This is a genomic window from Acidovorax sp. (assembly GCF_016783915.1).
Classification (GTDB): Bacteria; Pseudomonadota; Gammaproteobacteria; order Burkholderiales; family Burkholderiaceae_C; genus Acidovorax.
Genome location: NZ_JADHVT010000020.1, coordinates 25,257 through 50,564 on the forward strand (window position 1 = coordinate 25,257; position 25,308 = coordinate 50,564).

Annotated in this window: 22 protein-coding genes and 1 tRNA gene; 12 read left to right on the forward strand and 11 right to left on the reverse strand. The window is 64.3% G+C overall.

Going from position 1 to position 25,308, the window contains the following annotated elements; translation table 11 throughout:
• Positions 1-347 precede the first annotated feature (347 nt).
• Positions 348-947, forward strand: coding sequence for a lipocalin family protein (locus ISS20_RS06445; protein WP_291434867.1), 600 nt, complete (start codon positions 348-350; stop codon positions 945-947).
• Positions 948-1,077: 130 nt separating this feature from the next.
• On the opposite strand, the gene ISS20_RS06450 is transcribed toward ISS20_RS06445, so the two are convergent.
• The 4 genes from ISS20_RS06450 to ISS20_RS06465 are packed head-to-tail and all read right to left on the reverse strand — an operon-like array spanning position 1,078 to position 6,660.
• Positions 1,078-2,712 carry an ABC transporter ATP-binding protein gene (locus ISS20_RS06450; protein ID WP_291434869.1) on the reverse strand — a complete coding sequence of 545 codons (1,635 nt, stop codon included), beginning with the start codon at positions 2,710-2,712 and terminating at the stop codon, positions 1,078-1,080.
• Positions 2,713-2,714: 2 nt separating this feature from the next.
• Complete coding sequence (locus ISS20_RS06455) at positions 2,715-3,761, reverse strand: ABC transporter permease (protein WP_291434871.1); 1,047 nt, start codon at positions 3,759-3,761, stop codon at positions 2,715-2,717.
• Between the two features lie 22 nt (positions 3,762-3,783).
• Positions 3,784-4,815 (reverse strand): ABC transporter permease subunit, encoded by a 1,032-nt coding sequence (locus tag ISS20_RS06460; protein WP_291434873.1) that lies wholly within the window; start codon positions 4,813-4,815, stop codon positions 3,784-3,786.
• Positions 4,816-4,833: 18 nt separating this feature from the next.
• On the reverse strand, positions 4,834-6,660 hold the full coding sequence (locus ISS20_RS06465; protein WP_291434875.1) for an extracellular solute-binding protein: 1,827 nt from the start codon (positions 6,658-6,660) through the stop codon (positions 4,834-4,836).
• A 104-nt stretch (positions 6,661-6,764) separates the two neighbouring features.
• On the opposite strand from ISS20_RS06465, the gene fabI reads away from it, so the two are divergent.
• Positions 6,765-7,565, forward strand: a complete 801-nt coding sequence (gene fabI / locus ISS20_RS06470) for an enoyl-ACP reductase FabI (RefSeq protein ID WP_056064037.1) — start codon at positions 6,765-6,767, stop codon at positions 7,563-7,565.
• A gap of 102 nt (positions 7,566-7,667) precedes the next feature.
• Positions 7,668-8,531, forward strand: coding sequence for a DNA ligase (locus ISS20_RS06475; RefSeq protein WP_291434878.1), 864 nt, complete (start codon positions 7,668-7,670; stop codon positions 8,529-8,531).
• Between the two features lie 89 nt (positions 8,532-8,620).
• Here ISS20_RS06475 and ISS20_RS06480 read toward each other — a convergent pair whose 3' ends face one another.
• Together ISS20_RS06480 and ISS20_RS06485 are read right to left on the reverse strand one after the other, a co-directional pair.
• Entirely contained in the window at positions 8,621-9,181 is a 561-nt protein-coding gene (locus ISS20_RS06480; RefSeq protein WP_291434880.1) for a fasciclin domain-containing protein, read from the reverse strand.
• Positions 9,182-9,361: 180 nt separating this feature from the next.
• Positions 9,362-11,728, reverse strand: coding sequence for an arginine/lysine/ornithine decarboxylase (locus tag ISS20_RS06485; RefSeq protein WP_291434882.1), 2,367 nt, complete (start codon positions 11,726-11,728; stop codon positions 9,362-9,364).
• A 146-nt stretch (positions 11,729-11,874) separates the two neighbouring features.
• Here ISS20_RS06485 and ISS20_RS06490 point away from each other — a divergent pair, with 146 nt between their 5' ends.
• The 6 genes from ISS20_RS06490 (at position 11,875) to ISS20_RS06515 (ending at position 16,692) form a co-directional block, all read left to right on the forward strand.
• Positions 11,875-12,300 carry an NfeD family protein gene (locus tag ISS20_RS06490; protein WP_291434883.1) on the forward strand — a complete coding sequence of 142 codons (426 nt, stop codon included), beginning with the start codon at positions 11,875-11,877 and terminating at the stop codon, positions 12,298-12,300.
• Between the two features lie 41 nt (positions 12,301-12,341).
• Entirely contained in the window at positions 12,342-13,259 is a 918-nt protein-coding gene (locus ISS20_RS06495; RefSeq protein ID WP_291434885.1) for a stomatin-like protein, read from the forward strand.
• An 85-nt stretch (positions 13,260-13,344) separates the two neighbouring features.
• A tRNA-Ser gene (locus ISS20_RS06500) sits at positions 13,345-13,434 on the forward strand.
• A gap of 1,464 nt (positions 13,435-14,898) precedes the next feature.
• Entirely contained in the window at positions 14,899-15,678 is a 780-nt protein-coding gene (locus ISS20_RS06505; RefSeq protein ID WP_291434887.1) for an alpha/beta hydrolase, read from the forward strand.
• Between the two features lie 303 nt (positions 15,679-15,981).
• The gene (locus ISS20_RS06510; RefSeq protein ID WP_056064060.1) at positions 15,982-16,167 is read left to right on the forward strand and encodes a hypothetical protein; all 186 of its coding nucleotides are present in this window, start codon (positions 15,982-15,984) and stop codon (positions 16,165-16,167) included.
• A gap of 147 nt (positions 16,168-16,314) precedes the next feature.
• Positions 16,315-16,692: a hypothetical protein gene (locus ISS20_RS06515; RefSeq protein ID WP_291434890.1), complete on the forward strand. Its 378-nt coding sequence runs from the start codon at positions 16,315-16,317 to the stop codon at positions 16,690-16,692.
• A gap of 137 nt (positions 16,693-16,829) precedes the next feature.
• Here the strand turns inward: ISS20_RS06515 and ISS20_RS06520 are convergent, their stop codons facing one another.
• The 4 genes from ISS20_RS06520 to ISS20_RS06535 all read right to left on the reverse strand — a co-directional run bounded on the left by ISS20_RS06520 (position 16,830) and on the right by ISS20_RS06535 (position 20,004).
• On the reverse strand, positions 16,830-17,519 hold the full coding sequence (locus ISS20_RS06520) for a hypothetical protein (RefSeq protein ID WP_366827746.1): 690 nt from the start codon (positions 17,517-17,519) through the stop codon (positions 16,830-16,832).
• Positions 17,516-18,541 carry an MlaD family protein gene (locus ISS20_RS06525; protein WP_291434892.1) on the reverse strand — a complete coding sequence of 342 codons (1,026 nt, stop codon included), beginning with the start codon at positions 18,539-18,541 and terminating at the stop codon, positions 17,516-17,518. Before ISS20_RS06525 ends, ISS20_RS06520 begins: the two co-directional genes overlap by 4 nt.
• 40 nt (positions 18,542-18,581) lie before the next feature.
• Complete coding sequence (locus ISS20_RS06530) at positions 18,582-19,382, reverse strand: ABC transporter permease (protein WP_291434894.1); 801 nt, start codon at positions 19,380-19,382, stop codon at positions 18,582-18,584.
• 157 nt (positions 19,383-19,539) lie between these two features.
• Positions 19,540-20,004 carry a Cd(II)/Pb(II)-responsive transcriptional regulator gene (locus ISS20_RS06535; protein WP_291434896.1) on the reverse strand — a complete coding sequence of 155 codons (465 nt, stop codon included), beginning with the start codon at positions 20,002-20,004 and terminating at the stop codon, positions 19,540-19,542.
• Between the two features lie 73 nt (positions 20,005-20,077).
• On the opposite strand from ISS20_RS06535, the gene ISS20_RS06540 reads away from it, so the two are divergent.
• From ISS20_RS06540 to ISS20_RS06550, 3 genes are all read left to right on the forward strand, one after another.
• Positions 20,078-20,740 carry a cation diffusion facilitator family transporter gene (locus ISS20_RS06540; RefSeq protein ID WP_291434898.1) on the forward strand — a complete coding sequence of 221 codons (663 nt, stop codon included), beginning with the start codon at positions 20,078-20,080 and terminating at the stop codon, positions 20,738-20,740.
• Between the two features lie 9 nt (positions 20,741-20,749).
• Complete coding sequence (locus tag ISS20_RS06545; protein ID WP_291434900.1) at positions 20,750-21,667, forward strand: DUF3703 domain-containing protein; 918 nt, start codon at positions 20,750-20,752, stop codon at positions 21,665-21,667.
• Between the two features lie 142 nt (positions 21,668-21,809).
• The gene (locus ISS20_RS06550) at positions 21,810-22,448 is read left to right on the forward strand and encodes a YitT family protein (RefSeq protein WP_291434902.1); all 639 of its coding nucleotides are present in this window, start codon (positions 21,810-21,812) and stop codon (positions 22,446-22,448) included.
• A gap of 45 nt (positions 22,449-22,493) precedes the next feature.
• Here ISS20_RS06550 and ISS20_RS06555 read toward each other — a convergent pair.
• On the reverse strand, positions 22,494-25,308 hold a 2,815-nt coding region (locus ISS20_RS06555; RefSeq protein WP_291434904.1), incomplete at its 5' end, for an EAL domain-containing protein.

Sequence of the window (25,308 nt, forward strand, 5' to 3'; positions counted from 1 at the left end):
GAGAACTGGGCTGGTTCACGGGACCTCCTTGATGACAGAGCAGCCAAAAGCGGGATGGTGGAGAGGCCCCACTGCCGTTGCCCTGCAGCACTCTAACCCCGCACGGGGCAGGCTGCATGCACACATGGGTGACAACGCACAGGACATGCGGCACGCGGGCTGCTCAATGCCCACGCTACGGCAACAACGACCGGCCAGGGACACCAGACCCGCCACACCGCCGACACCGGGCGCCAGCGCCTTCCTACACCGGGCGCATTCCACGGTCCCTACAGTCGGTTACGAGGAGAAGGGCACAGCCAGCGCGCTGGCCCCAACACCAGAACCCACACACAGGAGAACCCGCCATGCAAGTCATCCGCACCGCGCCCCGCCGCTCCCCCTGGCCGCTCATCGTGGGCGCGGCTGCGTTGATGGGCGTGCTGGTGCTGTCGGCGTGCTCAACGCCACGCACGCCAGATGGCGTGCAACCCGTCACGGGCTTTGACGTGGACCGGTATGCAGGGCACTGGCACGAGCTGGCGCGCATTGAAAACTCGTTTGAGCGGGGACTGACCCAGGCCAGCGCCACGTATAGCCGCAATGCGGACAACACCATCAAGGTGGTGAACCGAGGGTACGACCCGGTGCGCAAGCAGTGGAGAGAGGCCGAAGGCCGGGCGGAGTTTGTGGGCAGCCCCGACCGGGCCGCACTCAAGGTGTCGTTCTTCGGACCGTTCTATGGCGGCTACAACGTTGTGGCGCTGGACGAAAACTACCAGTGGGCGATGGTGGTGGGCTCCAGCACCGACTACCTGTGGGTACTGTCACGCACCCCCACCCTGCCCTGGCATGTGCGCGAACACCTGATGGAGCGCGCGAAGGCCCTGGGAGTGGATGTGAGCAAGATCGTCTGGGCGCAGCCCGGTGCAGAGAAACATGCGCGCCGGGTGGCGGTCAGGACCTGATGACAGCGCAGCGGGGCCTGAAGGCTTGCGGCGCCCAGTGAACAGCTCGGCGCCGACGGCACCAGACAATCAAAATTGATAGCAGCCAGCGCATGTTGCACTAGCGCCTGCGGCAGATTTGGCCTGAAACTCACCCACCAGGCACTGTGGCGGCAGCTACCAGACGCTGGGTGTACGGGTGCTGAGGGGCATCCAGCACATCGGCCACGCTGCCACTTTCTAGCACTGCGCCGTCCTTCATCACCACCACATCGTGCGCCATGGCGCGGATCACATCCACGTCGTGGGTGATGAGCAGGTAGCTCAGGCCCTTTTCTTTTTGCAGGCGCTGCAGCAGGCCCAGCACCTGCTGCTGGATGGTCACATCGAGGGCGCTGGTGGGCTCGTCCAGCACCAGCACCTGCGGCTGCACGATGAGGGCACGCGCAATGGCCAGGCGCTGGCGCTGGCCGCCCGAAAATTCATGGGGGTAGCGCTCAAGAAGGCGCGGGTACTGGGTCTCGGCCAGGCCCACCTCGTCCAGCGCGGCCTCGACGCGCACGCGGCGCTGGGCCACGGTCAGTGTGGGCTCGTGCACCTTCAGGCCCTCGCCCACGATCTCTTCGACAGTAAGGCGCGGTGACAGCGATGAGAACGGGTCTTGAAACACCACCTGCACCCGGCGGCGCAGCTGCTGGTTGGCGGGTGTGTTGCGCGTGGCGGGCTGTTGCCACGCCTGCCCTCCCACCTGCAACTCCCCCGCGTATGGCAGCAGTCCCAGGATAGCCTGCGCCAGCGTGGACTTGCCCGAGCCGGATTCGCCCACCACCCCCAGCGTCTGCCCCGGCAGCAGTTGCAGCGTGGCGCCCTGCACGGCCACAAACTCGCCTTTCTTGAACCAGCCCTGGATGCCCGGCAGTGGCGTGGGGTAGACCACGCGCAGGTCCTGCGTCAGCACCACCGGCGCAGTGCCTGCAGGCGGGTCTGCCTCGACCACATCACGGCGCGGCTGGCTGGCGATCAAACGGCGGGTGTAGGCATGCTGGGGCGCGCCGAACACGTCGGCCACCGGGCCTTGCTCTACCAGCACACCCTGCTCCATCACAGCCACGCGATCGGCAAAGCGGCGCACCAGGTTAAGGTCGTGCGTAATCAGCAGCACTGCCATGCCGGTCTGGCGTTGCAGGTCGCTCAGCAGGTCCAGGATCTGGCCGCGCAAGGTCACGTCGAGCGCAGTGGTGGGCTCGTCGGCCAGTAGCAACTTGGGGCTGCTGGCCAGGGCCATGGCGATCATGGCGCGCTGGCGCTGGCCGCCCGAGAGCTGGTGTGGAAAGCTGTTGGCGCGGCGCGCGGGCTCGGGGATGCCAGTCTGCGCCAGCAGCTCGATGGCGGCTTGCGCGCACTGGGCGCCGGTGAGTCCCTTCTTGAGCAGGAGGATTTCGGCGATCTGCTGGCCTATCGTCATCAGCGGGTTGAGCGCGGTCATGGGCTCCTGGAACACCATGGCGATGTCGCCACCACGCACACCACGCATCTCGCGCTCGGTCATCGCCAGCAAGTCGCCACGCCCTTGCAGCAGGGCCTGGCCGGTGATGGCAGCATTGCCCGCCAACCGCAGCAGGCTCAGCGCGGTGATGGTCTTGCCCGAGCCTGACTCGCCCACCAGCGCCAGCTTTTCGCCCGCGGCCAACGAGAAGTTGACGCCGCGCACCACCTCTTTGGCGCCAAAACGCACATGCAGGTCGTGGACTTCGAGCAGCGCGGGTTTCATGGCCGATGCCGTCATGGTCACAGATCCGCCTTTCTGGGGTCCAGCGCATCGCGCAGCGCATCCCCCATGAAGGTCAGCAGCAACAGAGTGACCACCAGCACGCCGAAGGTGGACAGCGAGATCCACCACGCATCAATGCTGTTCTTGCCCTGGCTCAGCAGCTCGCCCAGCGAGGGCGTTCCCGGCGGTACCCCCAGGCCCAGAAAATCGAGCGAAGTCAGCGCCAGAATCGCGCCGCTCATGCGGAACGGTAAAAACGTGACCACGGGCGTGAGGCTGTTGGGCAGGATGTGGCGCCAGATGATCTGGCTGTTGCTCACGCCTAGGGCGCGCGCCGCCTTCACATAGTCAAGCTGGCGGTTGCGCAGGAACTCGGCCCGCACATAGTCCGACAGCCCCATCCAGCCAAACAGGCTCAGCAAAATGAGCAGCAGGGCAATGCTGGGCGCAAACACCGCGCTGAAGATGATGAGCAGATACAGCTCGGGCATGGAGCCCCAGATTTCGATGAAGCGCTGGAACGCCAGGTCAGTCTTGCCGCCGAAGAACCCCTGAATGGCACCGGTGAGCATACCCAGCAGCACGCCCGTGATGGTGAGCGCCAGACCAAACAGCACGCTCACACGGAATCCGTACAGCAGCTGCGCTAGCAGGTCGCGCCCCCGGTCGTCCGTGCCCAGCCAGTTGTCGGCCGTAGGCGCCGAGGGGTTGGGCGACTTGGCAAAGTAATTGAGCGTGTTGGGGCCGTAGGGGTTCAAGGTGTACAGCGCCCAGTTGCTGCCTGCGGAGAGGCGCTCCTTGATGAAGGGGTCCAGGTAGTCGGTCGGTGTCTCGAAGTCTCCGCCGAAGGTCTTTTCGGGGTAGTCCTTGAGCATGGGGAAGTAGGTCTGTCCCTCGTATCGCACAACGAGAGGCTTGTCGTTGCTGACCAGCTCGGCGCACAGGCTCACCAGCACCAGGGCGCAGAAGATCAGCAGGCTCCAATACCCCAGGCGATTGCGCTTGAAGCGCAGCCAGGCGCGGCGGGAGGGCGAGAGCGAAGGTGATGCGGGAGCAGAACTCATCAGGGCCATGGGTCCGTTCGGGCTAGTCAAACTTCACGCGCGGGTCCACCCACACATAACAAAGGTCGCTGATGAGCTTGGTGACCAGCCCGATCAGCGTGAACAGGTACAACGTGCCCAGCACCACGGGGTAGTCGCGGCGGATCACGCTCTCGTAGCTGAGCAGGCCCAGGCCGTCGAGCGAGAAAAGGGTTTCGATGAGCAATGACCCCGCAAAGAACGCACCGATGAAGGCAGCGGGGAACCCGGTGATGATGGGGATGAGCGCGTTGCGGAACACATGCTTCCACAGCACCTGCCGCTCGCTCAGGCCCTTGGCGCGGGCGGTTAGCACATACTGCTTGCGGATCTCCTCGAGGAACGCGTTTTTGGTCAGCATCGCCGTTACGGCAAAGCTGCCCAGCACCATGGCGATCACCGGCAGCGTGATGTGCCACAGATAGTCCACGATGCGCGCCCCCCAGGACAGCTCGTCCCAGTTGGCCGACGTGAGTCCCCGCAGCGGGAACCACTGCAGCTGCCCGCCAAAGATGACCAGCAACGCCACACCCAGCACAAAGCCCGGAATCGCATAGCCCAGCAGGATAAGCAGCGTAGTCACCAGGTCAAACCGCGACCCGGCCCGCACCGCCTTGGCCACGCCCAGGGGCACGGCGACGAGGTAGCTGATGAAGAAGGTCCACAGGCCGAGGCTGATAGAGACCGGGAGCTTCTCGACCACCAGTTGCCACACGTCCTTGTTCTGAAAGAAGCTCTTGCCCAGATCAAAGCGCGCGAACTGGCCCAGCATCTGAAAAAAACGTTCATGTGCAGGCTTGTCAAAGCCGTACAGGGCCTTGATCTGCTCCAGCCGCTTGGGGTCCACGCCTTGCGCGCCCCGGTAGCTCAGGCCGCCGCCTTCGGCACCGCCGCCGCCCACACCGGCCTTGGCTTCGGCCATGTACTGCTCCACGGGGCCGCCTGGCACAAACTGGATCACCACAAAGGTCAGCAAGAGCACGCCCAGCAGCGTGGGCAGCATGAGCAAGACACGTTTGAGGATGTAGGCAAACATGGGTGGGCTGGCGGGTGGTTATTTTTGGTCGGGCGCGGTCTGTGGCGGTATGCGCGCCCACCAGGTGTCAATCACCCACCCCTCGCCACTGGAGTACGGCGGCACTGCGGCGGGCTTGGCCAGGCGCCAAGCGTTGTAGGCCATGCGATGTGTGGCCGCCGTCCACTGCGGAATGAGGTAATGGCTGTGCGCAATGATGCGCTCCAGCGCGTGGCAGGCGGGCAGCAGCTGGGCCTCAGTTTTGGCCGAGGTCATGGCCTTGATCAGGGCGTCCACCGCAGGGTTCTTCACGCCCGCAAAATTGCCGGAGTCTTCCACATCGGCCGCCTGGCTGCCGAACATGTCGGCAAACTCCTGCCCCGGGTTGTGGGTGCCCTGGAAGGCCATCGAAGTGATGTCGAAGTCAAACTTCTGCAGCCGCTGCTGGTACAGCGCAAAGTCCACGGAGCGGAAGCGCAACGTGACACCGATCTTTTCGAGATTGCGCATCCAGGGGGTGATGGTGCGCACACCACCTTCGTTGCTGTCCATGTATTCCAGCACCATGGCCTCGCCCTTCGCGTTGCGCAGGGCGCCATCGCGCACCTCCCAGCCCGCCTGTTTGAGCAGGGCCTGCGCGCGGCGCAGGTTGGCACGCAGCGACGAATCGCCGTCGGTGCGCGGAGGCACGGTCATAGGACCAAAAGCAGCGGCGGGAATATCTTTGCGAAACGGTTCCATGAGCGCGAGCTCCTCGGGTGACGGGCTGCCTTTGGTTTCGCACGCGGTGTTGCCAAACAGGCCGTTCACGCGCTGGTAGGCGCCATAGAACATCTGGCGGTTCATCCACTCATAGTCCATCGCCAGACCCAGGGCCTCGCGCACGCGCGCATCCTGCAGCAGCGGGCGGCGGGTGTTGAGCACGTAGCTCTGAAAGCCCGACGGCAGCTTGTGCTTGAACTCGCCCTTGACCAGCTCGCCGGTGTCGAACTTCTTGCCCGTGACGCGGCGGGCCCAATCGCCCGCGCTGAAGAACCGCATGAGGTCAAACTCGCCCGCCTTCAAGGCTTCCAGCCGCGCGGTGTTGTCCTTGTAAATCTTGACGAGGATGCGGTCGAAGTTGGCCGTGCCCTTGCGCACATTGAGATCGCGCGCCCAGTACTGCGGATCGCGCACATAGGTAATGTCCTTGCCAAACCGCACGGGCCCTATTTTGTAGGGGCCACTGCCGATGGGGATGTCCATCACCACCTGGTCAAAGGGCTTGGCCTTGCCGCTTTCCACGCCCCAGTCGCGGCTGAACACCGGCAAGCCCCCCACGGTGATGGGAAGCTCGCGATTGGGTTGCTTGAAGCGGTAGCGCACGGTGCGGTCGTTGATCACATCCACGCCCGCCACCTCGATCAGCAAGGTCTTGTACGCAGGTGAGGTGAAGGGGCCCACCAGCGTTTCGTAGCTGTGCTTCACGTCCTGGGCCAGCACCGGCTTGCCGTTGTGAAAGCGCGCCTCGGGCCGCAGCCGGAAGGTGGCGGACAGCCCATCGGGGGCGACCTCTACGTCCCCGGCCAGCAGGCCATAGCCGGTCGCGGTCTCGTCCATAGAGCCCACCAGCAGCGAGTCGAACATCAGCGACGACAGGTAGGCGGGTGCGTTGCCCTTGATGGTGAACGGGTTGTACTTGTCGAAGGTGGAGACGCGCAGGTTGCTGACCAGCCGCAACTCGCCGCCCTTGGGGGCGTCAGGGTTGACGTAGTCGAAATGCGCAAAACCCGCCGGATAGCGCGGCTCGCCCCACAAGGCATACGCATGCGCTGCCCACGCTGGAACAGCACACCCCATCAGCAACAAAGCCAGCCAAAACCGCATGCGACAATTCTGCACTACGTTCGCAGGGGCTTGCAGCCAAAGCCGCATATCCACATGCACCGGGCGCCAAGCCTGCATTCCGCTATTCCACAAGGAGATTTCACATGGGTTTTCTGACCGGCAAGAAGCTGCTCATCACGGGCGTGCTGTCCAACCGCTCCATTGCCTACGGCATTGCCAAGGCCTGCCACGAGCAAGGTGCCGAGCTGGCTTTCAGCTACGTGGGCGAGCGCTTCAAGGACCGCATCACCGACTTTGCGGCCGAGTTCAACTCCCAGCTGGTGTTTGACTGTGACGTGGCCAGCGACGAGCAGATCGCGCGGATGTTTGCCGACTTGTCGCAGACCTGGCCCAAGTTCGACGGCTTTGTGCACAGCATCGGCTTTGCCCCGCGCGAGGCGATTGCCGGGAACTTCCTGGATGGCCTGAGCCGTGAAGGCTTCCGCATTGCGCACGATATCAGCGCCTACAGCTTCCCGGCCATGGCCAAGGCGGCCCTGCCCTACCTGAACGACAAGTCGTCGCTGCTGACACTGAGCTACCTGGGCGCGCTGCGCTCCATCCCCAACTACAACACCATGGGCCTGGCCAAGGCCAGCCTGGAAGCCAGCGTGCGCTATCTGGCCGAGGCTGTGGGCCGCACCGAAGACGGCCGCAGTATCCGCGCCAACGGCATCAGCGCGGGACCCATCAAGACCCTGGCTGCCAGCGGTATCAAGGACTTTGGCAAGCTGCTCAGCCGCGTGGCGGATGCCTCGCCCCTGCGCCGCAATGTCACGATTGAAGACGTGGGCAACGTGGCGGCCTTCCTGCTGTCCGACCTGGCCTCGGGCATGACCGCCGAGATCACCTACGTGGACGGCGGCTTCAGCCAGACTGCGGGCCTGAGCGCCGACCAGGTGTAATCCCCGCTCAGGCCACACGCCGAGCTCTCAAGCTCTCAATTGGCTTCTAGCGCAAGCAAATCATGCGCTGGTAGCTATTTTTTTGATAGCACACGCCACAACATGCTCCGCAGACACTACCTGGCCTGGATGGGCCTCGCGCCCCTGGCTGTACTGACCACGCCCCAGGCCTGGGCCGCCGACGCACCCGCCCTGTTGCTGGCCAACGTGTACCGCCCCGGCATGCGCCTGGCGGACTACTGGGTGAGCGAAAAATACGATGGCGTGCGCGGCTATTGGGACGGCCACACCCTGCGCACGCGGGGTGGCGAGACAGTGGTCGCCCCGGCGTGGTTCATCGCTGGCTGGCCCGATACGCCCATGGACGGTGAGTTGTGGGCGGGGCGCGGACGATTCAGCCACGCCCAGTCCACCGTGCGCCAGCAGCAGCCGGACGACGCCGCCTGGCGCGAGATGCGCTTCATGGTGTTTGACCTGCCCGCCCATGGCGGCACGTTTGACCAGCGCCTTCCTGCACTGAACAAGCTTGTCGAGGCGCTGGACCAGGCGTGGGTGCAGGCGGTGCCACAACAGCGTGTGGCGAGTGACGCCGCACTCCAGAAGTTGCTGCTGCGCACCGTGCGTGCGGGTGGCGAAGGACTGATGCTGCACCGTGGCGCATCGATGTACCGCGCAGGACGCAGCGACGATCTCATCAAGGTCAAGACCCACGAAGACACCGAAGCTCGCGTGGTGGCACATCTGCCCGGCCAAGGCCGCCACGCCGGGCGGCTGGGTGCACTGGTGGTGGAGATGCCTTCGGGCCAGCGGTTCCGGCTGGGCGCAGGGTTGACCGACGCCGAGCGCGACCATCCGCCGCCCGTGGGCAGCTGGGTGACCTACCGCTTTCGGGGCACCCACGACAGCGGAGTGCCGCGCTTCGCGAGTTTCGTGCGGGTGCGAGAGGACATGCCGCCGGTCCGCTGACAGGGCCACAGCAACCCCTGGCCGATCCCGGCCCTGCGATGCGGTGGCCATGCACAGCGGGCGGGCAGCCCCTCCCGTCAGTTGCGCAATCAGTTAGGCAACAGGACCTTGTCCACCACGTGGATCACGCCGTTGGACTGGTACACGTCGGCAATCGTCACCGTGGCCGTACCGCCCTTTTCGTCCGTCACCATGACGGCATTGCCGCTGGCCTTGGCGGTGAGCGTGCCGCCCGCCACCGTCTTGAGGCTGGCCATGCCTTTGCCGTCTGCAATCATCTTGGACAACACAGCGGCGTCGTACTTGCCCGCCACCACGTGGTAGGTGAGCACCTTGGTCAGGGTGGGCTTGCTCTCAGGCTTGAGCAGCGTGTCGACCGTGCCTGCTGGCAGGGCGGCAAATGCCGCATTGGTGGGCGCAAACACGGTGAACGGACCGGGGCCCTTGAGCGTCTCTACGAGGCCTGCAGCCTTGACCGCAGCCACCAAAGTGGTGTGGTCCTTGGAGTTCACGGCATTGTCGATGATGTCCTTGCTGGCCAGCATGGGCGCACCGCCCACCATGACCTGCGCCATGGCAGGCATTGCGGCAGCGGCCATGGCAGCAGTGAGGGCGATGGTGGCAAGGCGGGCGTTGAATCGAAGGGTCATGAGAATCTCCTGAGAGGTGTGTGAAGACAGTCGTCACCGCATGAAAACCACGCGGCTGACAGTCAATACGGAAGCACCACAACAGCGGATTCAAATGCACAAAAAAATCGCTCCGCCAGCCATGCCGGGGAGCGATTTCTGGAGAGCTGGTGCACCCAAACACCAGCGCAAAGACAATGTTTACACGTTGCGTCCGTAGGGTCCGTCGTCGCCCACTTGCACCAGGTTCTTGGCAGTCGCCAGCGGCTTGGGGTTCTTGCCGGGCTTACCTTGCTCTGCCACACAGTCGGCGTAGTAGCGCACCTGGCCGTTCTCGTCTTCCACTTCCACCAAGCCATGGATATCGGTCTCAAAGCCCGGGCACAGCTTGGCGAATTCGCGGGCGAACTTGAGGTAGTCCACGATCTTCTTGTTGAAGACCTCGCCCGGGATCAGCAGCGGAATGCCCGGTGGGTACGGCGTGACCAAGCCCACGGTGATGCGGCCTTCCAGATGGTCGATCTCCACGCGCTCGGTGGTGCGATGCGCGATGTGCGCATACGCGTCCGAGGGTTTCATGGCGGGCGTGAGGTCCGACAGGTACATCTCGGTGGTCAGGCGTGCGATGTCGTACTTGGCGTACATCTCGTGCACGTGCTGGCACAGGTCCTTGAGGCCCATGCGCTCGTAGCGCTTGTGCTGCTGGCAGAACTCGGGAAGGATGCGCCACATGGGCTGGTTCTTCTCGTAATCGTCCTTGAACTGTTGCAGCGCGGTGAGCAGCGTGTTCCAGCGACCCTTGGTGATGCCAATGGTGAACATGATGAAGAAGCTGTACAGGCCCGTCTTCTCCACCACCACGCCGTGCTCGGCGAGGTACTTGGTCACGATCGACGCGGGGATGCCGGTCTTGTCGAACTTGCCGTCCAGGCTCAGGCCCGGCGTGACGATGGTGGACTTGATCGGGTCCAGCATGTTGAAGCCGTCGGCCAGCTGGCCGAAGCCGTGCCACTTGCTGCCCTTCTTGCTCTTGCTGTCGCTGCGGATGATCCAGTCTTCCGCACGGCCGATGCCCTCGTCGGTGAGCTTTTCAGGGCCCCAGACCTTGAACCACCAGTCGTTCTTGCCGAACTCTTCCTCCACCTGGCGCATGGCACGGCGAAAGTCCAGTGCCTCCAGAATGCTCTCCTCCACCAACGCCGTGCCACCGGGCGGCTCCATCATCGCGGCGGCCACATCGCAGCTGGCGATGATGCTGTACTGAGGGCTGGTGCTGGTGTGCATCAGGTACGCCTCATTGAACAGGTGGCGGTCGAGCTTGGTGGTCTGCGAGTCCTGCACCAGCACATGCGATGCCTGGCTGATACCGGCCAGCAGCTTGTGGATGGACTGTGTGGCGTACGTCACCGAGTGCTTGGGGCGTGTGCGCTTTTTGCCCATGGCGTGGTAGCTGCCATAGAACGGGTGGAACGCCGCGTGCGGCAGCCAGGCCTCGTCAAAGTGCAGGTTGTCCACATAGCCATCGAGCATGCCCTTGATGGTCTCGGTGTTGTAAAGCACGCCGTCGTAAGTGGACTGCGTGAGTGTGAGCACGCGGGGCTTGACCTTCTTGGCATCCACGCCCTTGAGCAGCGGGTTGGCCTTGATCTTGGCCTCGATGGCCTTGGGCTCAAACTCGCTTTGCGGGATGGGGCCGATGATGCCAAAGTGGTTGCGCGTGGGCTTCATGAACACGGGGATGGCGCCCGTCATGATGATGCTGTGCAGGATGGACTTGTGGCAGTTGCGGTCCACCACCACCACATCGCCAGGGGCCACGGTGTGGTGCCACACCATCTTGTTCGATGTGGATGTGCCGTTGGTCACAAAGAAGCAGTGGTCGGCGTTGAAGATGCGCGCGGCGTTGCGTTCGCTCTCGCCGATGGCACCGTTGTGGTCCAGCAGCTGGCCCAGTTCTTCCACCGCGTTGCACACGTCGGCGCGCAGCATGTTCTCACCATAAAACTGGTGGTACATCTGGCCCACAGGGCTCTTCAGGAACGCCACGCCGCCGGAGTGGCCGGGGCAATGCCAGCTGTACGAGCCGTCTTCGGCATAGTCCAGCAGGGCCTTGAAGAATGGGGGCTGCACGCTCTCCAGATAGCTCTTGGCCTCGCGGATGATGTGGCGCGCCACAAATTCGGGGGTGTCCTCGAACATGTGGATGAAGCCATGCAGCTCGCGCAGGATGTCGTTGGGCAGGTGGCGGCTGGTCTTGGTCTCGCCGTGCACATAAATGGGCACTTCGGTGTTCTTGCGGCGCACCTCGCCAATGAAGTTGCGCAGGCTCAGCACGATGGGATCGAGCCCCTCGCCCTCGGAGAATTCTTCATCGTCGATGGACAAGATGAACGCACTGGCGCGGCTTTGCTGCTGCGCAAACTGCGAGAGATCACCATAACTGGTGACCCCCACCACTTCGAAGCCCTCGGCCTCAATGGCCTGCGCGAGCGCACGAATGCCAAGCCCCGAGGTGTTCTCGGAACGATAGTCTTCATCGATGATGATGATGGGAAAGCGAAACTTCATGCGCAGCCTCCAAGGAGCCGTGGCCTGCCCGGCCAAAAATCGAAATAGGCGCGAAGTGTAAGGAATAACGTTGACGCGCCTTTGAACTGCCATCCTTTTGACCCAGAATGTGGTGCACTAAATACAACCACACAAGGAGGTTCACCATGGAGGCATCCACCATCTGGTGGCTGGCGGCAGGGGCCGTGGTCGTGGCAGAACTGCTCACCGGCACTTTCTACTTGCTGATGGTGGCCCTGGGGCTGATGGCTGCCGCCCTGGCGGCCCACCTGGGACTGGCATCCGCGCTGCAAATAGTGTCAGCAGCCATCGTGGGCGGCGGCGCGGTAGTGACCTGCTACCTGATGAGAAAAAAGCGCCCTGGCGACCCGTCTGCGCGTGCGGACCGCAGCGTGAACATGGATGTGGGCGAAACCATCCACATTGAAAGCTGGAACCCGGACGGCACCACCACTGTGAAGTATCGGGGCGCCCAATGGACGGCCATCCACCGCCCTGGTGTCACCCCCTCTACCGGCATGCACCGCGTGGCAGAGCTGGTGGGCAACCGCCTGCTGGTGGACCCGCTGTAACCAACACAGACTCCCTGTCGATCACCAAAGAAAGGCTTCCCATGGAAATTGCCATCGTCATCCTGATCATTGCCGTGATCTTCATCGCCCGCTCGGTCAAGGTCGTGCCCCAGCAAAATGCCTGGGTCAAGGAGCGCCTGGGCAAATATGCAGGCACGCTGACCCCGGGGCTGAACTTTCTGATCCCCTTTGTGGACAAGGTCGCCTACAAGCACAGCCTCAAGGAAATCCCGCTCGATGTACCCAGCCAGGTCTGCATCACCCGCGACAACACCCAGCTGCAAGTAGACGGCATCCTGTACTTTCAGGTCACCGACCCCATGCGCGCCAGCTATGGGTCGAGCAACTACATCATGGCCGTGACCCAACTGGCGCAGACCTCGCTGCGCTCGGTCATCGGCAAGCTCGAACTCGACAAGACCTTTGAAGAGCGCGACATCATCAATGCGCAGGTGGTGCAGGCCATCGACGAAGCCGCACTGAACTGGGGAGTGAAGGTACTGCGCTATGAAATCAAGGACCTCACCCCGCCAAAGGAAATCCTTCACGCCATGCAGGCCCAGATCACTGCAGAGCGGGAAAAGCGCGCACTGATCGCTGCCTCCGAGGGCCGCCGCCAGGAACAGATCAACATCGCCACCGGCGAGCGCGAGGCCTTCATCGCCCGCTCTGAAGGCGAAAAGCAGGCCGTGATCAACAAGGCCCAGGGCGAGGCCGAATCCATCAAGGCCGTGGCCGAAGCCAATGCCCAGGCCATCGAACGCGTGGCCGCCGCCATCCGCCAGCCCGGCGGCGAACAGGCCGTGCAGCTCAAGGTGGCTGAAAAGGCCGTGGACGCCTACAGCCAGGTGGCGTCGGACTCCACTACCACCCTCATCGTGCCCAGCAATATGACCGAGGTGTCGGCGCTGATAGGGTCGGCGATGAAGATGGTGCAGACATCCCAAAAGGCGGGCTGACAGCGCGTCGGCCGATGGAAATTTTCAGGCGATACCGACCTGTGGCCAGAACGCCCCCAATCCTGTGGCTATAATCGAGGGCTTCGGAGAGGTGGATGAGCGGTTTAAGTCGCACGCCTGGAAAGCGTGTGTGGGCTAATCCCCACCGCGGGTTCGAATCCCGCCCTCTCCGCCATTGATACAGTAAATACGGGCCCTCTGGGCCCGTTTTGCTTTCACACCCATCAATAAACCCCTCAGTTTAGGTGCGAACTCTTGAAGCGGTGTGAAGCCAACATCCACGCTGCAGCCCTAAAAAGCATCAGGTCGCCGGTTGGCACGGGTCATCTAAAAAAATCCCCACCCTAAACACCCAGCAGCGCGGGGGAATCGATTGATGGGCTAGACGATGGGTGTAGGCCTGTAATCTGGCCTCTCCCATAGGAGAACTCGGCGGAGGCTGTCGAATCCATCTGAAGATTCTTAGCTTTGCGCCACAGAAGTTGCCAGCCTGCACGGCCAGTGCACATCAGCGCTGCGGCCTCCCGGTAAAAGACCCTCCAACCCGCTGGGATTTCACCGGGTTTGGCTTCTGAACTCCTAGCGGTGTCGGCTTTCGTAGCTGCCGTCTGAATTTTTCTTCAAACAGGCCCACGAAAAAGCCTGTCCGGGGTTTCGAGCATTGATGCTGTTGTATTCGGAGATAGCGGCGGTGCGACATGCATCGAGGGACGAGAAGTCCCCGGAGATGTTCCAACGCGCCTTGCCACCCTCACGCCAACCGACCTCGCTCGCGTAATTCCCCCCCAAGCCGCAGGCGGTCAACGAGCACATCGCCGCAAGAAGAAGCGCAGCCTTTCTCATCATGTCGAATACCTTTCGAAGGTCGCTCTATGCAGGGCGATGGTCTTTGCCGCGTGGTATGCCCAGAAAGCCACGGGCAATCCAGCCTATGAGAGCGGTGAGAGCCCAGCCGAGCAGCAAACCGACAACGAGCACTTGAAACGACTCTTTCCAATGGCGAAGTCTCGCCTGCCAAAGTTGGCTAGCGGCAGTCTCTTGGCTTTGCCGCGTCAAACTGAAGCCATCGGCAATGCGTTGGGTGTAGCCGGATACCTCGGTGCTGTAGGGCTCACCCATATTCCAATGAGTGCGCCAAAGCGGTTCCCAGCTGGGCCCAGACGTACCAGCCAAGCGAGAAATGTCGATACCGTTTGCCTTGAGTTTGGCTAGCAGCTCCGCCTGCGTTATGTCCAAGGGAACATTCTGGAGAATTCGTCCGTCCGGTAGCTCTACGCTCGTTATCCACCCCGTCCAGCAGTTGCGAAAGACGGTTGTAGCGATTGACTGTGTTCTGCGCAGTGAAGCCAGACTTTTGTATGTCTGCATAGTTGTCGCCGAAGAACTTCCCGACCGCTTTAGCCTCTTCGCCTTCCTGCTTCGTTGTGACACTCACATTCGAAGCGCCCGCCCGAGCAATGGCAGATTTCGCGGCAAGCCGGTCATGCGCCCGCAGTCAGACGAAGAGCGCGACCAGCTTTTTGCAGCCTTCGCAGGGCAGGTGGCTTGATGCACACAGTGCCACGGCGCTTTGGGCTGAACATCGCCGACTGGGCGCCCCGCTCGGCGCATCATGGGTGAAATCCCCGGAGATCTGCGAATGCTGATGCGTTGGAAGTTCGTTGGCATCTTGTGGAGCCTCGCGGCTGTGATGGCGCCAGCGTGGGCTCAAGGGACGCTGTTCAAGGTGCCCACCCGCGACGGAGTGACCAACTCCCTGTTCTGGGAGTCTGCTCCGAATGCCAAGGCCACTGTGCTTCTTTTTCCGGGCGGCGCTGGTGGATTCGGAAAGGTAGAGGACGGCAGCCCCACAGGCGGCAACTTTCTGGTCCGCTCTGCCCCGCATTTCATTGCGCGCGGCTACAACGTGGCGATCTTCGGGCGGCCCAGCGACATGGAGCTGGGCTGGAATGAGCGCACGGGCAAGGCACACATGATCGATGTCGCCAAGGTACTCGATTTTTTGAAGCGCCTGAGCGACTTGCCCGTATGGGTTGTGGGCACCAGCCGCGGGACAGTGTCTGCGACAGCGATGGCCGTTCATGTCAAAGACCCGGCGATTGCGGGGCTGGTACTGACCTCCAGCGTGGTGCGCAGGAGCACACCGGGTGCAGTGCCCACTCAAGACCTGCAGGCCATACATATCCCGGTGCTGGTTTACCACCATGCCAGGGACGGCTGCAAACATTGCCAGGCCAGCGACACGCCCGCCATTCTGAGAGGGCTGACACGGGCGCCCGTCAAAAAACTGATGGTGGTGGATGGCGGCTCTCACCCTGTGGGAGACGAGTGCGCAGGACAGCACTGGCACGGCTTCATTGGCATGGAGCAGGAAGCCATTGCCCAGATCACCGCATGGATTCAGGCGCCCGCGCCCTGAGCCATTCCCTGCCGCGATGACCGCTTGAAGGCTCCACAGGAGCCCTCTGCAGCTCGTCAGCTTGGCGCTCCATCCGCCTCGAACTGCAGGCCCTGAAACGCCCCCACCGCGTGCAAGGAGCGGAATGTTTCTGGGAGGTTTGTAAAGGCAACAGGCCGTAACAGTTACCCATAGGCCCTTGGTATCGCACTTGTCTTACACGCGGAACTGCGGCACTTTGCTGAAATCCTAGCCAGCAGCCATTGAGGTTGCGCTGGGAGGTCATTGCGGCCCCTCACCCTTTTTGCTGAAAAGGACTTCACCATGAAACGCCATTCTTTACCGCCGGGAGCGCGCGCGTTGATAGCGTTCATCGGAACCGTGGTGCTGGCAGTGCTGGCAGCGGTGTCTTTGCTGATGCCGGACGTGGCCGTGCAGTCTGTGGATTCGATGTCGCACGGGCTTACCGGGCTCGACCAGATTTTGTCCACCAGCTTTCTGGACCACTGATCCGTGACAACTGCCGACGCGGCTGGTGCTGAGCTGCTGCGCGTGTGCGTCCAAACAGCAACACAGTAGCAAAAAGCATAGCATCGGAGTACCATTCGACGCTGCACACCGGGTGTTTTCGGTGGCATTCTGGAATGGAGGACGATCGTGACCACACGTTTTCGCATCTCTGCAAACCGTTTTTCCTTGATTCGCTTCCCAAAATTCTGGGGCTCGATGGTGTTGCTGGCCACCGTGGTGGGCTGTTCCAGCCCCCGCGACAACGCCCTGGACGAGTTCTCGCGCTGGTACGACGGTGCCAAGGCCCAGGCCCAAGCAGGGGCCATGAGCTGGAGCGAGCTGTACAAGCAAAGCTTTGACCGCCTGACCGCCCTGCCCCCCTCGCTGCAACAAGACACACGTCTCGAAAACACCGTGCTGCTGCTGTCTGTGGCCCGCAAGCTGGAGTCCAACGAAATCAGCCCCCAGCAGTTCGCCATGGAGCGAGACGACATCGAGACCCAGTTGCAGGCTCGCCTGCGCTGACGACGCCACCAGCAGCGGCAATGCAGCTTCTGGCGGCCTGGTCAATGGCTTGAGCAGCGGTTGCTGAAGCAACTGGGGCAGCTTTTTGCCCCCGCCACCGCTCGTTACCTGCCTCCTCCCTAGCGTGGCGGCCAACGCTATCGAGACGTAAACCCCGACTGCTCCACCACCCCCACGCGACGGCGCAACGCATCGGCTGCCGCAGTGTCCCCAGCAGCCTCTGCCCTTTGCACCTGTAGCAGCAACCAAGCCATCAGCGGCCTGCGCCAGCCTTGCGCCGACGCGGTATCGGTGGCCATGGCGATCACGGCAGGGCTGGCACGCCCCGCCTGCAACAGCACGCCCGCCGCCACCAGCCGCGAAAGTGGGTCGGCAATGCCTGCCAAGGCGGCAGCGTTGCCTGCCGTGGCGACCGCACGCTGCGCCGTTGGCAATAGAGCCACCTGTCCGGCTTGTACGCGGCCCGCCAGATAGTCGGCATAGGCCTGTTCGGGCGCTGCGGCATCGGTCCGCAATGCCTCAAAGCGTTCACACGGCTCGGTGACCAGACTCGCCACCTGGGCCGCACAGCGCATCAGTTCCAGGCGCGCCAGCAGATCGGGGCGGCCCGTGCGGGCGACTTCGGCGCGGGCGCGGTCCCATTCGAGCTTTTCCACGCGCGCATTGCCAGACAGGTAGGCATCGATGGCCTTCTGGGACGCGCCCTGGGCATTCATCTGCCAGTCGGGCACCGGAGGATGGCTGGAGCACGCAGCCAACACAACGGCACAGCCGATAGCCAAAAGGCGGAACATGACCCGCGAACGATAGGGAGCAGATGGGTTCATGGCAGCTTCAGCTCCGTATCACGTGCAAAGGGCCATTTGCGGTTGATCTCGTTGACCAGGCTTTCTACCTTGCGCAGGTTGCTTTCCACCTCGGCGCGCAGCGCGCCCAGATCGGTGGTAGCTTCGCGGGCATTGGCGCCAATGGCCTGGGCCTCCACCAGCACAGCATCCACCTTCTTGAGGCTGGTGCGGGTGTCGGACAACAAACCATTGAGCTGGGCCACGGTGGCGCGCACCTCAGGCACCAGCGCGTCCTTGTTGCCCGCGCTGCCAAACACCTGTTTGTCGGCGCGGGCGGCCATGCCGTCCAGGCGCGCCAGCAGCGCGTTGGTGCGCTCCAGCGTGGCCACAATTTTCTTCGCATCGGCTTCGTTGCCCATCAGCACGCCCAGGGCGCCGCCCGGCCCGTTCAGGCGCTCCGTGAGGGCCTTGACGTTGGTCAGGGTGTTGCCCAGCGCGGCGTCGGGCGACGTCAGGGCGTTCAGGTTGGTCAGCAGCTCGCGCGCGGTGGCCATGAGCTGCGGGATCTCCGCCGTGGCATCCCCGCGCAACACCGGCCGCACCGCGCCATCGGGCAGTGCAGGGTCGGTCAGGATGCCGGAGTACGCCCGGATGTTGGTGCCCCCCACCAGACCGCGCACCAGCGTGAACACGCTGGACTCGCGCAGCCAGTGCGCGTCCTTGCGGGGCACGTCCACCAGGATGCGGGCATTGCCCGATTCGGCCAGCTCGATGCGCCGCACGCGGCCAATGGGAAAGCCCGAGAAGGTCATGTCCATGCCCACCACCACGCCTTCGGAGTCATCGGCCGTCAGCACCAGCGTCTGCGTGGGCTCAAAAGCACCCCGCGCATACAGCAGGTACAGGCCCGAACCCACGATGAGTGCCAGGGTGAACAGCAGCAGCGCCGCAGCCTTGAGTTCCAGATAGGCCACCGGGCGCAGTGTCTCCACCGGGGGCGTGTCCGCCCCGGCGAGGGGCGCAGCGGAGCCATGCGATGGGGGAGGAGGATGGTCGTTCATGTCGTGGGTTTATGCGGGTGGGTGCGACAGGCGCGGGCCGTCAGTAGTAGTTGCCCATGAGCGAGGCCACTTCGATCAGCAGCAGCACCGCAAACATGCGGGCCAGGCCGCCCAGTTCCGAATCGGGCTGGGTGCGCTCACCGCTGTCATAGAGGCCAGCAGCCATGGGAATCAGCGCCACGGCCAAGCTGAAGAACAGGGTCTTGAGCACAAACACCATGGTCACGCTGGGCGAAAACACTTGGCCAAACATGCGCGTGTAGCTGGGCAGCCCGGCCATGTTGAAGCCATACACCCCCAGGTATGCCAACACCAGCGCCACCACACAGCTCAGCGCTGCCAGCGTGACGCAGGCAAACACCCCTGCAATCACGCGGGGCAGCAGTTCGATGCGCACCGGGTCGGCCCCCTGGCGGCGCAGCGCCTCGAACCGGCCCGTGAGCCGCAGGTGCGCCAGTTGCGAGCCGTTAGGAATGGTGCAGCGCATGGCCACAAACAAGGCGGCCGTGAGCGGGATGAGCTCCAGCACCAGCACGCGGATCACCATCTCCAGCGCATAGCGCGACAGCCCGTAGCTCAGCGCCGTGACCACCACGATGCGCGTGAGCACCAGGCTGATGAGCGCCGCCAGCACCGTAAAGCCCAGCAGCACCGGCGCCGTGTCCAGATACAGGTGCCGGGCCAGGGCGCGGCGGGTGCCCCTGCCGTAGCTGGACGGCGACAACACCAGCACCAGCACCACCGCGCCCAGATACAGGATGCGCCACCAGGCCACCGCCCAGCGCCGCGCCGTGTTCCACACACGTTCGGACAGGGAGAGGCCGGGAAGGCGCGAGATCATGGGCGGATCATAGCGGGGGCCTGCGCCAGGGCAGCCCATGGCAGGCTTCTGGAGATATTTGGGCCATTTTCGGGCGGTAGCGCTACAAGCATATGCCCAAGCAGCTATCAATTAAATAGCGAACAGCACACACGCAGCCACACCGCACAACAACTGCTCACACATGGCGCTTGCCCTGGCTGGGAGGGGCAGCAGCGCCCACGGGCTGCGCGTCAGCCCGCGCATGCAGCGCTTCGATGATGTGGCAGGTGGCGTCCGCGCCATCGCAACGGCTGCGCAGCGCCTGCAGGTCGGCCTCCAGCGCCTGCAGCTCGGCCAGACGGGTGCGCACATGCACCAGGTGTGCATCCAGCGTGTCGCAGGCGGCATGGCAGTCCGTCTTGCTGTCCCAGTCCAGCGCCAGCAAGGTCCTGACCTCGTCCAGCGACATGTCCATGGCGCGGCACAGGCGGATAAACCGCAGCTGGTGCACGTCCGCCCTGCTGTACAGGCGATAGCTGTTGTCGCCGCGCGCACCAGGCGGCAGCAGCCCCTCTTTTTCGTAGTACCGGATGTTGGCGGCCGACACGCCGGACTGCTGGGCAGCCTCGCCGATACGGAACTGTGCAGCGTCTTGGTCCACGGGCTTGACCTTCAAGTGACTTCAAGGTTTCCAATGATGCCATCGCTTTCCAAAACTGCCAGGAGAAGAAACCATGTCTGCCCATTGCCATCACGACCACGGGACCACCGGCCACAGCCACGACGCCCCGGCCAGCGCCGACCCACGCTACCGCCGCATCCTGTGGATTGCGCTCATCGTCAACGCCGCCATGTTTTTGGTGGAGCTGGGCGCGGGCACCCAGTCGGGGTCGGCATCGCTGCTGGCCGACGCCATCGACTTTCTGGGTGACGCCGCCAACTACGGCCTGTCGCTGTGGGTGCTGGCCATGGCGCTGACCTGGCGGGCCCGTGCCGCGCTGGTCAAGGGCGCCAGCATGCTGGCGTTTGGCGTGTTCGTGATCGGCCGGGTGGCCTGGGGGGTGTGGCAAGGGGTCCCGCCGGAGCCCTTCACCATGGGCGGCGTGGGTCTGCTGGCGCTGGCGGCCAACCTGGGCGTGGCCGCCCTGCTCTACGCCTGGCGCGAAGGCGATGCCAACATGCGCGGCGTGTGGCTGTGCACGCGCAACGATGCGCTGGGCAATCTGGCCGTGATGGCCGCCGCGCTGGGGGTGCTGGGCACGGGCACGGCCTGGCCCGACCTGGTGGTGGCGGCCGTCATGGCAGGCCTGGCCATCAGCGGCGGCTGGAGCGTGATCCGCCACGCGCGGCAGGAGCTGGCCAGCACGGCAGTCGCCCCTGCAACGCACGGGTGCTGAACCGTGCGCGTGCGCCTGTCCACCCCTTTGAATGCACCCCCTGAATGGGTGGCCGCACAGCTTCAAAGCACAGCGGTGTTTCGCCACATTGCGGCGCCGCTGGTGCTGTTCCGCCCCACCTGTGGCACACCGTGGCCCGCTCACTGGTCCCCCGGCGACCTGCAGTTGCAGATGCGGCTGCTGGGGCTGTTGCCCATGGGTTCGCAAACCGTGCGCATCTCCATCGAGCCATCTGCCCAGGCCGGTGGCTGGCCCACGCTGCGCGACAACGGCGAGGGCGCGCTGATGCGGCGCTGGGACCACCGCATCACGCTGCAGCCACTGCCCGACGGCCACACGCTTTACACCGACGACATCGACGTGGTCGCGCGCCACCTGCCCTGGCTGATGACGCCCCTGAGCGGGGCGTTTGCCCAGGTGTTCTACCGGCACCGGCAACGGCGCTGGTGCCAGCTGGCCGCACGCCGCGCTGCAGCCCCCATGGCCGACCCCTTGCGCCAGCAACGCGCGTTCGACCACCTGCTAGCCGCGTTTGACCGCGACGCGGGTGCGCCGCCAGCCACCCGCTGGCGCTGGCTGGAGGCCGCTCACGTGCTGGGGCAGAGCACGCTGTCCCTGCATTGGCGGTCACACAGGGTCATGCTGCGCTACGCCCTGCAGTTGCGCGACCTGCGCGAGGCCGGCGGGCAGGTGCAGCGGCTGGCGTTGGTGCCGCTGGGGCACTTGCTGGCACGGCTGCCCATAGGCAATACGGGCCGGGCGCGGGTGAGTGCGCTGGCGCCCATGGCACCGCAGCCGCACATCACGCGCTTGATCAACGAGGCGCTGGCGGCGGCCAGCCTGCCGCCGCTCAACATTTGGCAAAAAATGGCGGTAGCGCATGATTTACATGCGCAGGCAGCTATCAATTCAAGAGCAATCGGCTGACTTGCGCTTGGCCGCCTGCCACCAGGAATTTGATGCACGACAAGCCCGGCATGGGGCTTGCATGGTCCAATTCACCGCTCGTGCGCACCCGGTTGCCCTTTGGGGGCCGCACGCACAGCCTTCACTCCCCTGCACTTTGCCCATGTCATCCCGCTCCCCTGCCGCCTCCGCAGCGCCTGCCCCCCTGGCCGTGCCCCACAGCCTGACGGAAGATGCCGTAGCCATCTTCACCGGGGTGTTGCTGATCTCGGTGGGGGTGGCGTTTTTCACCAGCGCGGGGTTGCTCACGGGCGGCACGGCGGGGTTGGCATTCTTGCTGCACTACGCCACGGGCATCGGTTTTGGCAAGATTTTCTTTGTGCTCAACCTGCCGTTTTACTGGCTGGCACTGCGCAAGCTGGGCCGCGCCTTCACCGTCAAGACCTTCATCGCGGTGCTGCTCTTGTCGCTGCTGACCGAGCTGCAGTCGCAGTTCCTACAGTTTGCGCAGTTGCAGCCGCTGTATGCCGCCATTGCGGGCGGGCTGATCACGGGCACCGGGTTTCTGGTGCTGTTCCGCCACCGCTGCAGCCTGGGCGGCGTGGGCATTGCGGCGCTGTACCTGCAAGACCGCTACGGCTGGCGCGCTGGCAAGGTGCAGATGGCTGTGGACTGCTGCATCGTGCTGCTGGCCCTGTGGACGGTGGAGCCCCTGCGCGTGGCCTGGTCCATTGCTGGCGCCGTGGCACTCAACCTGGTGCTGGCCATGAACCACCGGCCAGGCCGCTACATGGCGGTGTAGTCCCGGGCCGCAGGCGATTGAGCGCCCTGCAGAGACGCACCCCGTCTACGTGGAAACCTGCCAGCCCAGCCCGCTGTGCAGCCGGTGCTCCAGCGCCTCGATGGGCACCGGGCGGCTGAACAGGTAGCCCTGCCACAGCGTGCAGCCGTGGCGCTCCAGAAACGCGCGCTGCGCCTCGGTCTCGACCCCCTCGGCAATCACGTCGATGCCCAGGCTCTGGGCCATGCCGATGATGGTCTGCACGATGAGCGCATCGGTGTGCTGAATGCCGATGTTGCGCACAAAGCTCTGGTCGATCTTGAGCTGGTCCAGCGGCAGCCGTGTCAGGTACGACAGCGACGACTGGCCGGTGCCAAAGTCGTCCATCGAAAAGCGCAGGCCCAGCGCTCGCAACGCGTTCATCTTGGCGATGGTGTCGTCCACGTTGTCCAGCGCCAGGCTCTCGGTCAGCTCCAGCTTCAGGCGGTCGGGCCGCGCGCCGGTCTGGCGCAGCACGGCCACCACCTGCTCCACGAAGTCGGCCTGTCGGAACTGGCGCGCGCTCACGTTCACCGCCAGTTGCAGGTCGGCCGTAGCGGGGTGCTCCTGCCAGCGACACAGCTGCGCACATGCAGTCTGCAGCACCCACAGGCCAATGGGCAGGATGAGTCCGGTCTCTTCGGCCAGCGGGATGAACTCGAACGGTGGCACCATGCCGCGCGCCGGGTGGTTCCAGCGGATCAGCACCTCGGCCCCCACCACGTGGGTGCCGCAGCCCACCTGCACCTGGTAGTGCAGTGTGAACTGGCCTTGGTCCAGCGCAGCGCGCAGGTCGTTCTCCAGCGCAGCGCGGGCGGTCAATGCGGCCTGCATGCGGGGGTCAAAAAAGCGGATGCCGTTGCGCCCTGCCGTCTTGGCGGCGTACATGGCCAGGTCGGCGTGCTTGACCACGTCTTCCACCGTCTGGCTCTGGCCACTGAACAACACCGCGCCCACGCTGGTGGTGCTGTGCACATGGTGCGATGCGAGCTGGTAGGGCTGGTTGAGCGCGGCCAGAATCTTTTCGCCCACCGTCTGCGCCTGCTCGGCCGCGTCGGTGGCGAGGGCACCCAGGTCTTCCAGCAGCACCAGAAACTCGTCACCGCCCAGCCTTGCCACGGTGTCGCCTTCACGCACGCAGGCTGTCAGCCGCTGGGCCACCTGCTGCAGCAGCACATCGCCCATGTCGTGGCCCAGGGTATCGTTGAGGTTCTTGAAGTGGTCCAGGTCCAGGCAAAGCAGTGCCCCTTGCAGCCCTGAGCGCGCGCTGGTGGCAAAGGCCTGTTGCAGCCGGTCCATCATCAGGCGGCGGTTGGGCAGATGGGTGAGCGGGTCGTAGAACGCCAGGTGCTCGATCTCGCGCGCCGCCGCCGCGCGCTGGGTGATGTCGCTGAGCGTGGCCACATAGTGCGTCAGCACCCCGTGCTGGTCTGTCACAGCGGTGATGGCCATGAAGTGCAGGTTCACCTCGCCGCTCTTGCAGCGGTTCCACAGCTCGCCCTTCCACTCGCCGGTGCTGGCCAGGCTGGCCCACATGGCATCAAAAAACGCCTTGTCGTGGTGGCCCGAGGCCAGCAGGCTGGTGCGGCGGCCCACCACCTCATCGGCGCTGTAGCCGGTGATGCGGCTGAACGCGCGGTTGGTGCGCAGGATGAGCGTGTCCGCGTCGGTGACGATCATGCCCTCTTGGGACTCGAACGCAATGGCCGCAATGCGCAGCTCGTTCTCGTCGCGCTTGCGGGCCGAGATGTCCTTGCCCACGCCCCGGTAGCCGCAAAACACACCGTCGTCGTCAAACACGGGCGTGCCGCTGATGGACACCCAGTACGAGCAGCCCTGCTGGTCGCGGCGCTCGAACTCGAAGTCGCGGAACTCCTGGTGGCGCTCCAGCAGCGCGCGGTGTTCTTCCCACAGCGCGTCGCTCATGCCCGGTGCTGCCAGCTCCCAGCGCGTCTTGCCCATGTGCAGCGCGGCCTCCTGCACCAGCCGGTCATCGGCCCGACCCTCGACATGCGTGAGGCGAAACTGCGCGTCCTGCTCCCAGTACCAGTCGGACGACAGCGCCGTGAGGGTGCGAAAGCGCGCCTCGTTGTCCTCCAGCTTGCGACGCACCCGGTAGGACTCGCTGACGTCGCTGAACACCAGTACCACGCCCACGATCTGTCCCTGCGCGTTGCGAATGGGGGCGGCGCTGTCGGCGATGTGGTACTCGGCACCGTGCCGGGCCAGCAGGGTGGTGTGGTTGCTCAACGCCACCACCTGGCCACGGTCCATCACCAGCTGCACCGGGTCTACCTGCGGCTCGCGGGTGCCGGTGTTGACGATGCGAAACACCTCGGGCAAGGGCTGCCCCATGGCCTGCGCCAGGGGCCAGCCCGTCAGGCGCTCGGCCACCGCGTTCATGCGGGTGATTCGGCCCTGCGCGTCGGTGGCGATCACGCCATCGCCGATGGAGTGCAGCGTGATGGCCAGGTTTTCTTCGCTCTGGCGCAGTTCGGCCTCGGCTTTCTGGCGGGTCAGCGCCATGCGGTCAAAGCGGCGGCCCAGCTCGGTCAGCTCCTGCAGGCCCGTGGCGGGCACGCGCGACACATAGCGCCCCTCGGCCAGTTCGTCCGTGGCGTGCAGCAGGCGCCGCAGGGGCCGCATCACACCGCGTCGCACCCCCACCTGCGCCACGGCAAAGGACAGCACCAGGCCACCCAGCAAGAACGCCATCTCGGTCCACATGCGGCGATTGGCCGCGGCGTACAAGTTGTCCAGCGGCACGGCCAGGCTCATGGTGGCCACGGGTTTTCCGCCCGCCTCGATGAGTGGCTGGAGCACCACCAGCTCAGGGGTGCCA

Excerpts from the sequence above, each read along its gene's own strand:
- fabI (WP_056064037.1), top strand. The coding sequence starts at position 6,765 with ATGGGTTTTCTGACCGGCAAGAAGCTGCTCATCACGGGCGTGCTGTCC.
- ISS20_RS06510 (WP_056064060.1), top strand. The coding sequence starts at position 15,982 with ATGAAACGCCATTCTTTACCGCCGGGAGCGCGCGCGTTGATAGCGTTC.
- ISS20_RS06530 (WP_291434894.1), bottom strand. The coding sequence starts at position 19,382 with ATGATCTCGCGCCTTCCCGGCCTCTCCCTGTCCGAACGTGTGTGGAAC.
- ISS20_RS06460 (WP_291434873.1), bottom strand. The coding sequence starts at position 4,815 with ATGTTTGCCTACATCCTCAAACGTGTCTTGCTCATGCTGCCCACGCTG.
- ISS20_RS06490 (WP_291434883.1), top strand. The coding sequence starts at position 11,875 with ATGGAGGCATCCACCATCTGGTGGCTGGCGGCAGGGGCCGTGGTCGTG.
- ISS20_RS06465 (WP_291434875.1), bottom strand. The coding sequence starts at position 6,660 with ATGCGGTTTTGGCTGGCTTTGTTGCTGATGGGGTGTGCTGTTCCAGCG.
- ISS20_RS06495 (WP_291434885.1), top strand. The coding sequence starts at position 12,342 with ATGGAAATTGCCATCGTCATCCTGATCATTGCCGTGATCTTCATCGCC.
- ISS20_RS06445 (WP_291434867.1), top strand. The coding sequence starts at position 348 with ATGCAAGTCATCCGCACCGCGCCCCGCCGCTCCCCCTGGCCGCTCATC.
- ISS20_RS06450 (WP_291434869.1), bottom strand. The coding sequence starts at position 2,712 with ATGACGGCATCGGCCATGAAACCCGCGCTGCTCGAAGTCCACGACCTG.
- ISS20_RS06455 (WP_291434871.1), bottom strand. The coding sequence starts at position 3,761 with ATGAGTTCTGCTCCCGCATCACCTTCGCTCTCGCCCTCCCGCCGCGCC.
- ISS20_RS06485 (WP_291434882.1), bottom strand. The coding sequence starts at position 11,728 with ATGAAGTTTCGCTTTCCCATCATCATCATCGATGAAGACTATCGTTCC.
- ISS20_RS06475 (WP_291434878.1), top strand. The coding sequence starts at position 7,668 with ATGCTCCGCAGACACTACCTGGCCTGGATGGGCCTCGCGCCCCTGGCT.
- ISS20_RS06505 (WP_291434887.1), top strand. The coding sequence starts at position 14,899 with ATGCTGATGCGTTGGAAGTTCGTTGGCATCTTGTGGAGCCTCGCGGCT.
- ISS20_RS06520 (WP_366827746.1), bottom strand. The coding sequence starts at position 17,519 with ATGAACCCATCTGCTCCCTATCGTTCGCGGGTCATGTTCCGCCTTTTG.
- ISS20_RS06480 (WP_291434880.1), bottom strand. The coding sequence starts at position 9,181 with ATGACCCTTCGATTCAACGCCCGCCTTGCCACCATCGCCCTCACTGCT.
- ISS20_RS06525 (WP_291434892.1), bottom strand. The coding sequence starts at position 18,541 with ATGAACGACCATCCTCCTCCCCCATCGCATGGCTCCGCTGCGCCCCTC.
- ISS20_RS06540 (WP_291434898.1), top strand. The coding sequence starts at position 20,078 with ATGTCTGCCCATTGCCATCACGACCACGGGACCACCGGCCACAGCCAC.
- ISS20_RS06550 (WP_291434902.1), top strand. The coding sequence starts at position 21,810 with ATGTCATCCCGCTCCCCTGCCGCCTCCGCAGCGCCTGCCCCCCTGGCC.